This is a genomic window from Butyricimonas sp. RTP31003st1_G1_RTP31003_210430 (assembly GCF_040920905.1).
GTDB classification, from domain to species: domain Bacteria; phylum Bacteroidota; class Bacteroidia; order Bacteroidales; family Marinifilaceae; genus Butyricimonas; species Butyricimonas paravirosa.
Genome location: NZ_JBCOSQ010000003.1, coordinates 95,969 through 111,761, shown reverse-complemented (window position 1 = coordinate 111,761; position 15,793 = coordinate 95,969). Strand labels below are relative to the sequence as shown.

9 protein-coding genes and 1 tRNA gene are annotated in these 15,793 nt (G+C 43.0%); 9 read left to right on the top strand and 1 reads right to left on the bottom strand.

Annotation, left to right across the window (positions count from 1 at the left end; all coding sequences use genetic code 11):
- The first annotated feature begins 7 nt into the window (after nt 1-7).
- On the top strand, nt 8-2,713 hold the full coding sequence (locus AB5542_RS01840) for a hybrid sensor histidine kinase/response regulator (protein ID WP_279039488.1): 2,706 nt from the start codon (nt 8-10) through the stop codon (nt 2,711-2,713).
- A 474-nt stretch (nt 2,714-3,187) separates the two neighbouring features.
- On the top strand, nt 3,188-3,601 hold the full coding sequence (locus tag AB5542_RS01835; RefSeq protein ID WP_279039487.1) for a hypothetical protein: 414 nt from the start codon (nt 3,188-3,190) through the stop codon (nt 3,599-3,601).
- 78 nt (nt 3,602-3,679) lie between these two features.
- On the opposite strand, the gene AB5542_RS01830 is transcribed toward AB5542_RS01835, so the two are convergent.
- A tRNA-Val gene (locus AB5542_RS01830) sits at nt 3,680-3,754 on the bottom strand.
- Nucleotides 3,755-4,323: 569 nt separating this feature from the next.
- On the opposite strand from AB5542_RS01830, the gene AB5542_RS01825 reads away from it, so the two are divergent.
- The 7 genes from AB5542_RS01825 to AB5542_RS01795 all read left to right on the top strand — a co-directional run bounded on the left by AB5542_RS01825 (nt 4,324) and on the right by AB5542_RS01795 (nt 15,674).
- On the top strand, nt 4,324-4,995 hold the full coding sequence (locus AB5542_RS01825) for a hypothetical protein (RefSeq protein WP_279039486.1): 672 nt from the start codon (nt 4,324-4,326) through the stop codon (nt 4,993-4,995).
- A 690-nt stretch (nt 4,996-5,685) separates the two neighbouring features.
- The gene (locus AB5542_RS01820; RefSeq protein WP_279039485.1) at nt 5,686-9,015 is read left to right on the top strand and encodes a SusC/RagA family TonB-linked outer membrane protein; all 3,330 of its coding nucleotides are present in this window, start codon (nt 5,686-5,688) and stop codon (nt 9,013-9,015) included.
- 11 nt (nt 9,016-9,026) lie between these two features.
- A complete protein-coding gene (locus AB5542_RS01815; RefSeq protein ID WP_279039483.1) occupies nt 9,027-10,529 on the top strand; it encodes a RagB/SusD family nutrient uptake outer membrane protein in 1,503 nt (500 codons plus the stop codon).
- Nucleotides 10,530-10,549: 20 nt separating this feature from the next.
- Nucleotides 10,550-11,362 carry a DUF4843 domain-containing protein gene (locus AB5542_RS01810; RefSeq protein ID WP_279039482.1) on the top strand — a complete coding sequence of 271 codons (813 nt, stop codon included), beginning with the start codon at nt 10,550-10,552 and terminating at the stop codon, nt 11,360-11,362.
- Between the two features lie 21 nt (nt 11,363-11,383).
- Nucleotides 11,384-12,907, top strand: a complete 1,524-nt coding sequence (locus AB5542_RS01805; protein ID WP_118305383.1) for a PKD-like family lipoprotein — start codon at nt 11,384-11,386, stop codon at nt 12,905-12,907.
- A 999-nt stretch (nt 12,908-13,906) separates the two neighbouring features.
- On the top strand, nt 13,907-14,476 hold the full coding sequence (locus tag AB5542_RS01800; RefSeq protein ID WP_118305393.1) for an RNA polymerase sigma factor: 570 nt from the start codon (nt 13,907-13,909) through the stop codon (nt 14,474-14,476).
- 70 nt (nt 14,477-14,546) lie between these two features.
- Nucleotides 14,547-15,674: a FecR family protein gene (locus AB5542_RS01795; protein WP_279039479.1), complete on the top strand. Its 1,128-nt coding sequence runs from the start codon at nt 14,547-14,549 to the stop codon at nt 15,672-15,674.
- Nucleotides 15,675-15,793 lie beyond the last annotated feature (119 nt).

The following is a 15,793-nucleotide window of genomic DNA, read 5'->3' as shown; positions in this document are numbered from 1 at the left end:
TGTTATCATGAAGGAAACGAAAGAGAATACCTGTGATGCAGGTAAAATATCATTTGAGAAGGATATGTCTACATTGCTAAGCAAACAGATTTTCTTTTCGGAAGGGGTGTTTGCACGTCTTCCAATGGGTGTCGAAATTTATGATTCCCAGGGAATTTTGCGTGGATTGAATAAACGAGCCGAGCAAATTTATGGTGTCGAGCCGGGCACAGTAATAGGTACGGTGAATCTTTTTGACAGTCCGTATGTCGATGAACAACTGGAAATGAAAATAAAAACTGGAGAAGAGATTGTACTGGAATTTGAATACGATTTTGACCGAATGAACCGAGAATACTTTCAGACTCGGAATAAAAAATCGATCATTTATGAAGTGAAAATAGTTCCCATTTGCAATAAAGAAGGAGTAATTGCGGGACATATGTTGTTGACTAATGACGTGACTTCTACCAAAGAGGCAGAATACCGTACTGAAGAGGCCAAGAAAAACCTTGAGATGGCGATGGAGGCTGCAAGTATGTCTTCATGGGTGTACGATATCCATAAGCAAGTGTTCTCCCCTTTGTTTGGGGAACCTATTGTTCGGGAGGGGATGACCTTAAATGAATTACAGGAAATGTTGCATCCTAATGACAGGATACCGTTGATGAAACTCTTTTCCCGGTTGGTTAACCGGGAAATTCAACAGGGGCAAATTACAGTTCGTATGTCTGATGGGGAAGACCTTCGTCATTACGAAAGCCGGATGCGGCTTTCCACGGAACACCGGGGTAAACTACAGATTGTTGGGACTCAATTGGATATAACTGAAAAATTCAGGATGGCGAAACAGGCACAGGATCTGCAAGCTAAACGCGAACTAGCCATGAAAGTCAATGATATCGTTCATTGGGATTTCGATGTGAAGGCACGAAAATTCGAATCCTATAACGATCCCGTCAACGACTATGTTGCCGGTCGACCGGTGTCCATAAATGAGTACTTGGAAGTCATACATCCGGAGGATCGGTCTTTGGTCAATGATGCACTGCAAACGATGCTTTCGGGTGAGAGAAGTAATATTAATTTTACCTGTCGTATGCAGACAAAATACGATGAAATATGGCAATATTGTAATATCACTGGAGTGCCTTTTGAAGAAGAGGAATGCGGTAAAATCTCCCGTTTCACGGGTTTCAGACAGAACATCTCTAAACTTCATCAGTTGAATGAAGAACTTAAAGAACGGAATTACAAGATGGAGCTGACGTTTAAAACGGTAGGGATGTCCTATTGGGATTTTGACGTGAAGACAGGACAATATAGAGCATTTAATGATTCTGTTAATGATTTTCGTTCCGAAAAAAACATTTCTCCGGAGGATTATTTGAATGCGGCACATCCCGATGATACGGAACGGATACGTGAGAATATCGAAACAATGTTGCGAGGTGAAGCCAGGGAGTTTACCTTAGAATATCGTTCTCGGACGAAATGGGATCAGGAATGGCAGTCTCTGATAGTGACCGGGCTACCATCCGAGTGGGACAAAAGGGGAAATATCGTCCGTTATACAGGTATCGCTTTCAACAACACGAAATGGGAAAAGATGGCTCGGGAACTGAAAGAGATGAAAGAGAGGGCAGAACTTTCAGATCGGCTCAAATCTGCTTTTCTAGCCAATATGAGCCACGAGATACGTACGCCACTGAATGCGATTGTTGGATTTTCCGAGCTATTAATCGATAGCGATGATCCGGACGAAAGGGCAGAGTGTGGGCGTATGATTGAGTCAAACAATGAATTGTTGTTACGGCTTATTAATGATATTCTAGACTTATCGAAGATTGAGTCGGGTATACTAGAAAGCAAGCGGGTAAAATTCAGTATCACGCAGTTATGTGATGAACTCTATAGGATGATGTTGCAAAAAATACCGAATATGGATGTTAAATTATTGCAAGACAAATTATTGCAAGATTACTGGGTTTTTCTGGATCGAGATCGCCTTAAGCAGGTGTGGATGAATTTCTTGACTAATGCGATGAAATGTACTCGTTCCGGGTATATCCGGATGGGATTCTCTGTTGAAAACGGGGGATTCCGTTTTTATGTTGAAGATACAGGATGCGGCATACCGAAAAAGTTGCATAGTCAGGTTTTCGGACGTTTCCAGAAGCTCAACGAATTTACACAAGGGACCGGCTTGGGACTTGCGATTTCCAAAGCCATCATCGAGGCCGCAGGAGGTGAAATCGGGTTTACATCTGAACCGGGTGTCGGTTCGACCTTTTGGGGATGGGTTCCGTGTGAGATATCCGTGTCCGGAGGTAGCAGTACTCTGGATTTGTCTTCTCTGCCACCGTGTGATAAGTCCGGTGAATTTGAAACTAGAAGAAAAAAGATCTTGGTGGCCGAAGACAATGATAGTAATTATGCATTGTTACTTCATATGCTTAAGGATTATGATCTTATGCGAGCGGAGAATGGTGTGGAGGCTGTTGATGCGGTTCGTAACGGAAATTTCGACTTCGTGTTGATGGATTTGAAAATGCCGATTATGGGCGGTTTGGAAGCTACCCGGAAAATTCGGGAATTCGATACCGAAATCCCGATTATTGCGCTTACGGCCAATGCTTTCGATTCAGACCGAGTGAGTGCCATGGAAGCCGGATGTAACGCATTCTTGACAAAACCCGTGAAGAAGAAACAGTTGCTCGAACTCTTCTTTTGAATAAAATGTTTATGAGATAATTATGGTTGCCAATTTATGACAGCTTTTTGCAAAGAGTATACTTACGAGCATAGGTGGGATATAGAGGTAGGAGTGGGCGGAAGAAAAATCCTCTGATCACTTCTAGAGAGCCTCTTCATTGAAGGATAACGGGGTTATTTTCGTGGCAAATGTTTTGTGTAAAGATAAATCCGTTCGTGATGCCTATTTCGAGGGAACTACAACGGGTATTAAGTTCTACGATGCACAAGCCACAAGAAACGCATCACTAGCACAAGAGTCTTAAAATTACAAACAAAATATCAAGAAAATACCAATCTCATGAACAAACAACAGAATATGCCTAAAACCTCTAAAATGAGGCAATAAGATTAAACTTTACAAGTAGAATAACAAAAACTGAGGGATGATCCTTCAGTCTTTGTTATTCTACTTAAAAGCATTATCTTAGTCTTTAGAAATAAAATTATTCCTATGAAAAATGATAATGGAAATATACCCAAGACAGAAAAAGAACTTGAAGAATGGATGAAAGCAAATTGCGCGAACTTCAATTCTTATTCTATTAACGGAAACGTTATCTATGAAGGATTCGGGATTGAAATAATCGGGGAAACTTTTATCTGGTATTATACTGAAAGAGGACAAAAGGACATAATAAAAACCTTCACATCAGAACAAGATATTATTGAATACGCCTATATACAAATACAATCTGACAAATGGGCTTGGACGCACTGTATCGGTTTTACTAGCGACAAAGCTAAATCGGAGGAATTATGTAGCATTCTTACAGAAATGGATATAGAACATTTTCAAGATGAAATACCTTATTACGGTATAAATCATCCCGTTTACAGGGTGTTTGTTTTGGGATGTGACAGATAGTGTCTCAAAAAGTGTGTATTTTCATGGAGTGGAAAAAGTAACCTCAAACAAAAAAAGAGTCTCATTATGAGACTCTTGTGGGCGCTGAGGGATTCGAACCCCCGACCCTCTGGGTGTAAACCAGATGCTCTGAACCAGCTGAGCTAAGCGCCCGTGTTGCTTGATTGCGGATGCAAATGTAGTGCATTTTTTGAATTCTGCAAAAAATGTATGCCGAATTTTTCAAGAAAAATATAAAATATGGGCGTGTTTTGAGAAAGGTTCTGTTTCTTGGAGTGGATTTGTGTAAAATAAAATCTTCGAAATTATAGCTACAAAGGATTGAAGTGTTTGATTCTGTGAAATAATATCATATATTTGTAGAGATAGAAAGATAAGATGCGGAAGAGTTTGTATGGAAATATAGTGAGTCAGCTCTAATCTTTATCTGAAAATTGCTAAGACATCAGATGCTCGGTAACTAGTGTGGATTGTTATTTATTTGTGTAGAGGTGTTTGGCAATGGCTTTAGGTAAGATAGACATAGACAATCTTCACTTTTTATTGTATAATTTTTGCTTGGAGGATTGGGCAAAATATGAAATAACAATAATTATGGATGAGCCACCATACTGATGTGTAAAGAGAAAAGGAGTGTATTCCGAGCCTAGAAAACGCAGAATACTCACTTCTCCTGTTAATCAATTTTACAAGTTAATCAACAATCAAAGTTTTCAAAAAATATGAGTAAATATCTAGTTATAATATTATTCTTGGTATGTAGTTGCATGGATAAGAATAAAAATAGTCATTCGGATAAAGTTGGTGAAGGTGTGAATCTTCCTCTGACCGAAGACGTGAATCAAATCTTGGATGCGTTAGTAGAGAGATACTCGACAGTTTCTCGTTCGATGTTGCAATATGAACCGGATAAGACGTTAGTGGAACTTAAAAAGTGTAGTGTGGAGGTATGTCCTTATTATGAATTTGATGTTCAGAAGTTTTATGCCGCTCCATCTCCTGCACAAATCTTGGAATGTTTATCACTACCTCAAGATAAAGCGTGTCTATTGGGAAAACGGACGGATGGAACAACTTTTTTACTGATAACAATAAAAGAAGGTGGCGTGTGGAAAATGGAATCCATGATTGAGGATTGGGAGAAAGTGGTTTCTTGGCTTCCGGGGAAATTATTGAACGCGGATACGAAAGATTATAAAATGTTTACGCTTTATGCCATGACTTATTTCCTTTTTTATCGAGACGGGGAACTTATTTATTGTGATTTAACGGGAAAGGAATATACGCCGGATAAAGCTTGCGAAGAGTTGGTGAATGAAGTAAATCGAATGAATTTGTATCAAGAGAAGGTCAAGGAAATGAAATCGAAAACGGATACGGACTTGAAATTGTGAATATTCCAGAGAATTTGGAGTTTCAAGGGAAATTGGATGAGATCCAGGTAGTTGTCTCGGTTGAATAAAAAATAGGTGTAAATATAGCTACGAAGGAATAAAGTGTTTGATTTTATGAAATAATATCATATATTTGCAGGAGTTGAAAAATAAAGTGCGGAAGAGTCTGCATTAAAATATTGTGAATTTGTTCTAATTGCTATCTAGAAATCGCCAATTTAAGGAGCAAGATTAGGCAGTAAATTCACGCTGGCTAGCGTGGATTGTTGTCTATTTGCTCCGAGGCGTTTGGCGATGCCCTAGATAGGATAGAATGTACGATCCTCGCTTTTTTTATTGTATAATTTTTGCTTGGGGGATCGGGCAAAATTGAAATAGCGATAATCTATGGATGAGCCGCCACATTAGTTCGATGAAAAAAAGGAGTGTATCCCGAGCCTAGAAAACACAGAATACTCACTCCTCCTGTTAATCAATTTTACAAATTAATCAACGATCAAAGTTATGAAAAAAACTTATGAGTGGAAAGTTTTACGCCTAAATTGTCGTTCGAGAGGCGGACTGCAAACAAGATTCAAAAGAATATACGTGGATGTAACACGATGAAAACCGGGTGTTGCGCTAACAACTCCCGGTTCGGACTAGATGTTGGAAGCATCTAGTAAATGTTTAATTTTAAAATACAAATTTATGAAAAAAAGCAAGAAGTATTTTGTTTTTGGGGACCATTGTACCCGTGGAAAAACAAAATTGCAATGGAGGCACGTTTGCCTGATGTGCGTGGTTTTGCTGATGTTGCCCTTTGTTGGTCGAGCCCAGCAACAAAAAGTGACTGTTCGGGTGAGTAAAGCGGGGGTACAGGAAGTTTTCCGACAGATTAAAGAACAGGCGGGTTTGAATTTTGTTTACGACAAGGCGCAGGTGGCCACCTTGCCGCCCGTGACGCTGACCATGCAAAGGGTGACGGTGGATGCTGTTTTGAAACGTGTATTTCAGGGGAGTCCATTCGAGTACATTTACGAGAATTCAACTGTCGTGATAAAAAAACGGGCTACCGTTCCTCAGAAACCGGGCGAAGTGGTTATCCGGGGAGTCGTGTCGGATCAAGACGGGAACACGATTCCGGGGGTGTCTGTCGTGTTGAAGGGAACCACGTTGGGTACGGCGTCGGATGCGGACGGGAAGTTCGCGCTTGCCTTACCCTCGCTGGATGGCGTGGTGCTGACATTCACGTGTATCGGGATGAAGACACGGGAAATAGCCGTGAAGGATGCGAGGACGTTGAACGTTACCTTGGAGGAGGATTCCGAGACGATTCAAGAAGTGGTGGTGACCGGAATCTATTCCCGTAATAAAGAAAGTTTCACGGGATCATTCGCTACCTACTCGACGGAAGACTTGAAAATGATCGGGAGCCAGAACGTTATCCAGAGTTTGAAAAGTTTGGATCCTTCCATGCTGGTACTGGAGAGTAAACAATGGGGATCGGATCCGAACCGGATGCCGGACATTGAAATCCGGGGAAAGACGAGTGTGGTTGGTTTAAAGACGGAATTTGATAATGACCCGAATCAGCCATTGTTTATTTTGGACGGTATCGAAACGACGCTGGAGACGATTGTTAATTTGAACATGGACCGGGTGGCTAGCGTGACGATTTTGAAAGATGCTGCCTCCACGGCTATTTACGGGTCAAAAGCGGCCAACGGCGTGATTGTCGTTGAGACGGTTCAACCGGAAGCGGGGAAATTACGTCTTTCTTATAATGGTAATTACGGGATTCAATTTGCGGATCTTTCTGCCTATAATTTGATGAATGCTTCCGAGAAGTTGGAGTTTGAACGCCTAACCGGGCTTTACGGGGATTTGGAGAGTAACACGAATATAAGTAATATTGAAAAATATAATCGGCGGCTAGCCGAGGTGAAGCGGGGTGTTGATACTTATTGGATGAACGAACCGCTCCGTACCGTATTTAATCATAGTCACAACGTTTATATTGACGGGGGTGACGATGCCATGCGTTACGGGTTGGGATTCGGTTACAATAATTCCAATGGCGTGATGCAAGGGTCTGATCGGAATGTCATCAGTGCCAACATTGATTTGACTTATCGTCGGGAAAAGTTGTTGTTTGCCAATAAGTTTAGCATGGATGTTACTCATACGGAGCGGGAACCCGTGGCTTTTTCCGAATTTTCGAAAGCGAACCCGTATTATCGGAAGAGACTGGAAAACGGATATATTCCCATGTGGTTGGAGGATACCGGGACGGAACAAAACAAAGGATCATTAAAGAATCCGTTATACGCGTGGGGAATAAAAAATACGAATATCGGGAATTCGATCGCCTTGCGTGATAATTTCTCGATCGAGTGGAGGATGTATTCTTTTTTGAGGGCGACGGCGAGAGTCGGGCTTACCAAGAACGTGAGCCGGGATGAGCAATTCAAATCCCCCAAACATCCTGATTATCTGGAAACGGATAAGTTGAAACAGGGTTCATTCTCGGCTTCAACTTCGGAGGCATTCTCTTATAACGGGGATTTGAATATTGCTTTCGGTAAGTTGTTCGTGGAAAAACATCAAGTGAACGTGGTGGGAGGATGGTCTTTTAGCGAGAATAAAAATAAGCGGGATGGTTATAGTGTTGTCGGTTTTAACGATGATCTGCATATGAATCCGGCTTTTTCCACGGGTTTTACAGATGGACAGAAGCCTAATTACTCTTTGGAGCGTAGCCGTTCGACCAGCTTTTTTATGAATGTCAACTATTCTTTTATGAATCGCTACCTGATGGATTTCAACGTGCGTTCGGACGGTACGTCTAAATTCGGGGCGAATAAACGTTTCTCGACAACTTGGTCCGTGGGATTGGCTTGGAATCTTCATAACGAGGAGTTTATGAAGTCGTTGGGGCTTTTCACGAATTTCAAGATCAGGGCATCCGTGGGTAACCCCGGAAATCAGAATTTTGACGCTTATCAGGCGATGAAAATTTACAAGTATAACGTGGAACTGCAAAATATGTTCGGTTCAAGTGCGATTATAGACCAGTTTGGTAACAAGGATCTGGATTGGCAACGTACGTTGGATAAGAATATCGGGGTGGATATATCCATGTTGCGGAATCGAATCCGGGTGACGCTGGATTATTATTACAAGGATACCGATCCTCTTCTGATCAGTGTGCCGATGCCTCCGTCTGTGGGCGTGGGTTCCATTAATGCGAATGCCGGGCGGCAGCTTTCTTGGGGATGGAACGGGAGTTTTTTCGGGACGGTGATCCAGAAACAGAATATGAGTTGGACGTTGAACGTGAATTTTAGAACGTCCAAGTCCGAGTATCGGGATATTGGTGATAAATTGAACGAATTTAATGAATTGGGAAGCGCGCAGAGCTTGGTTCGTTACTATGAAGGAGCCAGTCCCGATGATATGTGGGCTGTACCCTCGTTGGGAATTGATCCGGCCACCGGGGCGGAAATGTTTAGAAAAAGAGATGGTTCCCAGACCTTTATCTATTCGACGGCCGACGAGGTGGTTGTGGGGTGTTCCCGTCCGGACGTGGAGGGAGTTATCGGTTCTTCCTTCTACTACAAAGGTTTTTCCGCTTCGGTAAATTTCCGGTATCGTTTGGGGGGAGAGGTGATGGCCTCGGCCCTGTACTCGAAAGTGGAGAATATATCGGAAGAGCAAATTTATTATAATCAGGATAAGCGGGCGTTACATGATCGTTGGAAGCAACCGGGAGATAAGGCAAAGTTCAAGTCGATAAAAGATACTTCTCCGACACCGATGTCTTCCCGTTTCGTGCGGACGGAAAACACGTTCTCCGGTGAATCCATTTCCATGGGATACGAATCTTCTGCCGCGTGGATAAAGAAAATCGGGGCGGAAGGAGTTACTTTCAGGGCATATATGAATGATATTTTCCGGCTGTCTTCTTTCAAGGAAGAACGGGGAACGGATTATCCTTTTGCCCGCACTGTTTCATTTTCATTGAGTTTACGATTCTAAAAGACGAAATTATGAAATTTGCGAGTAAATTATTGAACAAGTTGAAATGCCTCACGATGATCGTGTTGGTCTCCACCGTGGTGTCTTGTGACAGTTGGTTGGATTTGGGATCGGAAGACCGGATTATGGAAAACACGCTTTTCTCTTCTCAAGCCGGGTTTATGACCGCTCTGAACGGGGTGTATATTGAATTGCTGAGTTCCAACTTGTATGGAGGTACGTTGTCTTACAAGACGTTTGATATTCTTGCGCAATACTATGATTGTGATAAAGATGAACAAACGTGGCAAAAGTTATCTACTTTTGACCAAACGGCTAAAAAAGGACAGGTGGCCGGGTTATGGTCGAAGGCTTACACGTTGCTTGTCAACGTGAACACGATTATAGAGGCGTGTGACGGGAGAAAGGATGTGCTGAATAATGAATATTATCATGTCCTCAAAGGGGAAGCTTTGGCGTTGCGGGGATTGTTGCATTTTGAAATTTTCAGGGTGTTTGGACCGATTTATTCTGTTGATCCGGAAATGGAGTGTATGCCTTATTCGGAATCTTCTGATTTGAAAGTAAGATCTTTACTGAAAGCATCGGAAGTGGCAAAGTTGATTATGGATGATTTCAGGGCGGCAGAGGAGTTGCTGAAGGATTATGATCCGGTGATTGAAAAAGGAGCGCTTTGGGGAGATGAAGGTCCGGGGTTACCCAATGATATGGTGTATCGCTCCCTGCGTTTGAATTATTATGCGGTAAAGGCCTATATCGCCCGGTTGGCATTGTACACGGGGGATAAGGAAACCGCGTTGGCCTATGCCCGGCAAGTGATCAAGGAAACGCAGGAGGATAATGACTGGTTTCCTTTTGTCACCCGTGCGGCGGCCACGACTCTCTCGAAATGGGACCGGGTGTATAAAACGGAAATCTTGTTCGGGGTGTATAATTTAAAACGGTCGGACGTGTACGAATCTACTTTTGCTAACAAGTTGGGAGAGAAGGTGATTCTACGTCCGACAGATGCTAATATCGAGAATATGTACGAGGAGGACACGAGGATGAATGATTGGCGTTACACGGAACAATGGATGACCTTGAAAGATCCGGACGGGAATGAAAAGAAACATTTCGTGAAGTATATGGCCGTGGATGATACGGAAGGGCCTGAGGATAATAAAGTTAGTCAGGGATACACGTATCTCATGCCTGTCATGCGGATTTCCGAGATGTATCTGATCGTGGCGGAATGTTCCAACGACGAGACGGAAGCGTTTGACCACCTGAATCGATTACGGGCGGCACGGGGTGTTGCCAAGGCAAACCAAGCACTCGGGTTGATGAATCTGGTAGAGGCGGAATTTCGGAGGGAGTTTATTGGAGAGGGACAATTGTTCTGGTTTTACAAACGACAGAATAGGACGCAAATACCTTCAAGTAAAGATCTGAATAACATGATCACGATGGAAAAGAGTTTTTATTTGTTTGATTTGCCTCAAGACGAGAAAGATAAACGAGGTGTGGAATAACGAATTAAACGGATGAGATTATGAAACGAAGATATATAGCAATATTGATCATTGGGCTGGCAACGTGGTTGTGCGCTTGCGAGACAGAGATGATGGGATACGAGGGGGAGAGCGGTATTTATTTTATGATGCAGAAACCTCCGGCCTCCGGGTATGGTGACCCGGAACAGTATGAATACGTGGATACCACGTTGATCCCTTTCGCAATGTTCACGGCCAAGGATACCGTGTTACCGATCCGGGTGAGGATTACCGGGGACGTGGTTGATCACGACCGTTATTTCATGATTCGGGTGGTAGATACTCTCACGACGGCAAAGGCGGGGGAAGATTACGAGCCGTTTGAGAGTAGCCAGGTGGTAAAAGCCGGGGAGAGACAGGCGGAAGTCCCTTGTCGGATCGTGTGGACGGAAAAATTAATGCAAAATCCTGACACGGTGATTTACTTGACCGTGCGGCTGGAGGAGAGCGCGGATTTTAAATTGCCGTTGAAAAGGTGGATTCCTTTCGGAAGCATATATGGTTCAACGGATAAAGTAATTAACCCGCTCGTTCACGTGATCGGGATAAATGATCAAGTGGTTGTGCCCAAGCAATGGACCGCGAATTATTGGGGTGCTTTTTCTCCCACGAAATTTAAACTGGTATGCGTGGTACTTGGTTTAACGATGCAGGATTTTGAAGATTACAAGACCATGAACCAGAACAGGTCGAAAGCGTTGGCCCAGAATTTTGATCGCTATCTGAAAGAGGAAAAAGCGGCAGGACGTACGGTGATGGATAAAGATGCCGCGGGTAACGAGTTCGAGATGACGATGGGGCCTCTGATATGATTTATTTTTAAATGAAATGTTATGAGAATGATGTATAAGATTTTTCTGATCGAATTATTGGGAATTTTCTTGTTTGAAAGTTGCTATGATGACAAGGGAAATTATTCCTATCGCGCAATTAACGAGATTACCGTGAAACATGACTTTTTTGGAGACACGATGTTACGTATGTATTCTTTCGTGGATACGTTGCGAGTCTTTCCTGAAATTTCAACGACAGTTAACCATGATCCCGATAATTACGAGTATGAATGGGTGGCCGTGGGTGGCGATCCGACTATTGGGGGACAATATACGCTGGGAAAAGAGAAGGATTTGGTTTATCCGATTACTTTGCCTTCCCAGAGCTATGTTGTTCATTTTAAAATTCAGGATAAGTCCACGGGATTAACCACGATTTCAAGTTTAAGTTTGCAATTGTCAACCTTGTTTTCGCGGGGATGGCTTGTGTTGGGGGAAGGAGATGACGGGCGAACCCAGCTTGATATGGTATCAACGGGAGGAGAGGACACGACTTTGTTGAAGAATATTTTACAAGAGGTTGATTTGCAGGAATGGGGTAAGCCGACTTGCATTTTTGTTCCTCCCTATCGTCCTGCCGCTGCATTGAATTATATTCATGTCGGAACGGATAAGGGTACTTACAGGCTTAGTACTTCAACCCTGTTGCCTATCGAGGGGGCCCATTTGAAATGGTCTTTTTATGATGTATCGGCTGCCGGAGAGTGCGTGATGACCGAGGCTGTACAGATTATGGGATATTATCGGGCTGCCCTTGTGGATGGTAATTTGTATTATACGGAGTTATCCGGACAACAGGCTTGTTTCTTTGGATCCCCAAGTAATCATTACAAGGGTGATTATGATCTCTTCCCGGTGGGGGATAAAATCGGGTATAGCGTGAAAGAACGGGGATATGCTACTGTGTTGTATAATAAGCGGGATGGGCGTTTCGTGTATCAACAAAGTGGTTATGGAACTCCTCTTGGCTACTGTGCGGATATGTCTGATCGGGTGGGGGATCCTTTCTCTTGGAAACCGGAATACGAGTATGTGACAACACTGAATTGTCATAAAGGTTCGGGTTCGACTTACACGATATTAAGGGATGGAGGTGATTTTTATCTGTATAGTTACCGGATTTCCTATAGTTTCGGTATAATAAAACAGTTAATGGTAAAAATGGATAACGTGATCGACTTGGATAAGGCGGAGTTTTTCGGGGCAAGTAATATGTTGTCCGTGATTTACTATACCGTGGGGAATAAATTGTATGGTTACGATTTCGCGAGGAAGAAGTGTGAACTGTTGAAAACGTTTGATGGTTACGAGATTACCTTGTTTTTATCGGATATCTTGGTAGAGACTTCGAGTGATTATTTTTATATAGCTCTTTATGACCCGTCGAAACCGGCATCAACGGGTGGTGAGATCAGGAAATATGCGATCGTTGATGACGTGGATGATATTGTGATCAAGGAGGAGAAAGGCTCGAAGTGGGAGGGGCTGTGCAAGGTGAAGAGTATTGCGTATAAAACCAGATAATGGAACGTGTGGGTGTTTAGTAGGCGGATTCTGCTGAAACAGGTGTTGTGTCCCCTTCTTTTTCGGGAGGGGACCTTTTTATTTGTGACAATGACTTGAAACGGCTACCGTTCTGCCCGGGTAATGTAACCGTATTTTCTAGGTAATAATCTCCCATACTGTTTGCAAACCTCTTGCCCGGGCCTTGTTTGTCTATTGAGAAAGGGCGATGAAAGGGCGATGAAAGGGTAGTGAAAGGGTAGTGAAAGGAACGGAGGAGATTATTACCTTAGTTAAAGGGTGTGATAACTAGGGCTGATGTGTGTGAATGGATTTTGTGATTTTTGGGTATCAGGGAGAACCAAAAGAGAAGTAAGGGAAATGGGAAGGTAATAATCCCACTCTTTCGATGATTCCTCGAAACTTATTCAGAGCTGCTGCATGGCGTGTTGTGTGAGCCACGAGTAAGCTCTGAATAAGCTCTGGGGAAGGGGGATTATTTGGGTTAGATTACTTCTTTATTTGGGTTTATTCTCTACTTCATTGAGAATATCGCTCTGGGTATGATATCCTTCCCCTCTATTTACGCTATCTTTTGTGATTACAGCATAATAAGTTACGTGTCTTTTAATTCATACGATTCTATAAGTCGGATATATGCAGGGGGCAGTTATTACCATGTTTATCGAAGGTGAATGCTCTATGAATGCTTCGTGGTCTAAATGAACTATAAATAAAATGATCAACAAGTTAGAATCGGGGATAGGGTTTAGATAAGGAAATGCCAGCCTTCTCCTAGGGTTATGATACCTCTCGGACGTTTCAAGTCGCTGACAAAAACGTTATCCCGTCGCCATGTGGCGACGGGTATGGCGGGGGAGAAACGGGAGGGGAGCGATCGAGAGGTAGGTAAACCCTAGTATAACAATAGGATTGGGATAGAAATACTTGCCTCTAGTTGATTTTTGTTTTTTAATCCTTATTTTTGCGAGAAATATATGTGATTTTATCCATCTGACTATGGCTGTTGATTATGATATGAATTCGTCTGTGCTTATCGATGATTTTAATCGACGGGATAATCATGCTTTTGAATATATTTTTCTGCATCTATATGATGCTTTGTATCGATTCAGTTCAAAATTGTACGTGGGTACGGAAGTGGTTCCCGATGATGTCGTGCAGGATGTTTTTATGAACGTTTTAAAGTCTCGTATTTCTTTTGAATCGCTGGAGCATTTGAAGGCCTATCTTTATTTGAGTGTGAAAAATTCGTACAGACGTTATTGGTCTCATCAGCGACACGTGGAGAATTATGTGCAGCATATCAAGCACTTGAGCGAGGAAGAGATGGAGTCGGAGGTTGTGACCTCTGAGGTTATCGCCTATCTGAGTCAGGCTGTTGAGGTCTTGCCGGAAGAATATGCTGCGGTATTGCGGATGTACATAGAGGGTTATTCGCCCGCGGAGATTTCGGAACGGTTGGGAATAGCCCTTAGTACGGTCTATAAGCGCAAGGATAAGGCGGTGGAGGATTTGAAAAAAAGGCTTTCTTCAAATATGCTGGATTTGTTTTTGTCTTTTTTATAGAATTTTTACACGTTCTCGGTAGAAAATCGGGTTGTTCAAGTATATATAGTACAGAAACAATCGGAAAGATATGAAGAATACGAGTACTGAAGAACGGGAATTACATACCGCACAAAATATAATAAATGCAGGGACGGGCCAGTCGGCAGACGTGGAGCAAATGTGTGAATGGTTCGAAAAACATCCGAAAGCGAGGAATCTATTAACGGATGCCGAACTGTTGGCAGGAGAGATTGCAGCGATAGATCCGGAACGGAAGGAGCGTAATCTTGTCCGCCTCAGAACTCGGGTACGTGGTTACAAGCGGGTGAGGATGGTTCGATGGACGACGATTTCCGTGGCGACATCTGCCGCGATGGTTTTGTTGTGTTTCGGAATTTTTAAATATGCAGGCGTGGTTCAGCCTGAATCGGAATTGCTGGTAGCAAGCGTACCTGTTGTGAAAGATAGTGTGCCGACGTTGATATTTGCCTCCGGAGAGAAGATGGACATGACGGAATATGCGGTGAATAAAAAAGTGATTGATGTGGTTCACGTGGCAGCACGGGCAACGGATGAGACTTCTTCCGTTCTTAACGTGTATAAGGTGCCGAGAATGTTCACGAGCCGTTTGGCTTTACCGGATAGCACGATCGTGTACTTGAATTCGGATTCGGAATTGTCGTTTCCTTCCCGGTTCTCGGATTCCGTTCGGGCGGTGTCCGTTCGGGGAGAGGCTTATTTTGAGGTCCGGCATGGTGAGGTCCCGTTTGTTGTTCGGGCGAATGATGCAGAAATAAAGGTGTACGGGACAAAATTTAACGTCAGGGCTTACACGGAAAAACGGGTTGCGGCAGTATTGGTGGAAGGAAGTATCGGGGTTGAATACCGGGGGTGTAACGTGATGATGCGTCCTAACGAGTTGTGCCGAGTGGATAATATAAATGGAGACATAAGTACCGAACGGGTAGATGTGAGTAAGTATATCGCGTGGACGGAAGGTATGTTTATGTTTGAACGTGACTGTCTGCAAGACATCGTGTCGGAGCTTTCCCGCTGGTACGGGATCGAGATTGTCGTGGAGGGCCAAACGTTACAGAACAGTACAATTACGGCATTTTTTGAGAGAAGTGTCTCGATTGATGAAATTATGACAACTATCGAGCAAACTATAAATGTAAAAATCACTAAAGAAGAAGGGAGGTACGTGATCCGGTAGAGAGGCTGTAAATAAAAGGGGGATCTTCGTTTTGTAGCAATCCGAAATCCCCGCTGGTTCAAAATTTATCCATCATTACACGAGGTCAGAGGTGTGTTATGAGGGAGTAATTCAATAAA

What these genes read in the sequence shown, in the direction of transcription:
- AB5542_RS01840 (WP_279039488.1), top strand. Translation starts at nt 8, where the DNA reads ATGAAGGAAACGAAAGAGAATACCTGTGATGCAGGTAAAATATCATTT.
- AB5542_RS01835 (WP_279039487.1), top strand. Translation starts at nt 3,188, where the DNA reads ATGAAAAATGATAATGGAAATATACCCAAGACAGAAAAAGAACTTGAA.
- AB5542_RS01825 (WP_279039486.1), top strand. Translation starts at nt 4,324, where the DNA reads ATGAGTAAATATCTAGTTATAATATTATTCTTGGTATGTAGTTGCATG.
- AB5542_RS01820 (WP_279039485.1), top strand. Translation starts at nt 5,686, where the DNA reads ATGAAAAAAAGCAAGAAGTATTTTGTTTTTGGGGACCATTGTACCCGT.
- AB5542_RS01815 (WP_279039483.1), top strand. Translation starts at nt 9,027, where the DNA reads ATGAAATTTGCGAGTAAATTATTGAACAAGTTGAAATGCCTCACGATG.
- AB5542_RS01810 (WP_279039482.1), top strand. Translation starts at nt 10,550, where the DNA reads ATGAAACGAAGATATATAGCAATATTGATCATTGGGCTGGCAACGTGG.
- AB5542_RS01805 (WP_118305383.1), top strand. Translation starts at nt 11,384, where the DNA reads ATGAGAATGATGTATAAGATTTTTCTGATCGAATTATTGGGAATTTTC.
- AB5542_RS01800 (WP_118305393.1), top strand. Translation starts at nt 13,907, where the DNA reads ATGGCTGTTGATTATGATATGAATTCGTCTGTGCTTATCGATGATTTT.
- AB5542_RS01795 (WP_279039479.1), top strand. Translation starts at nt 14,547, where the DNA reads ATGAAGAATACGAGTACTGAAGAACGGGAATTACATACCGCACAAAAT.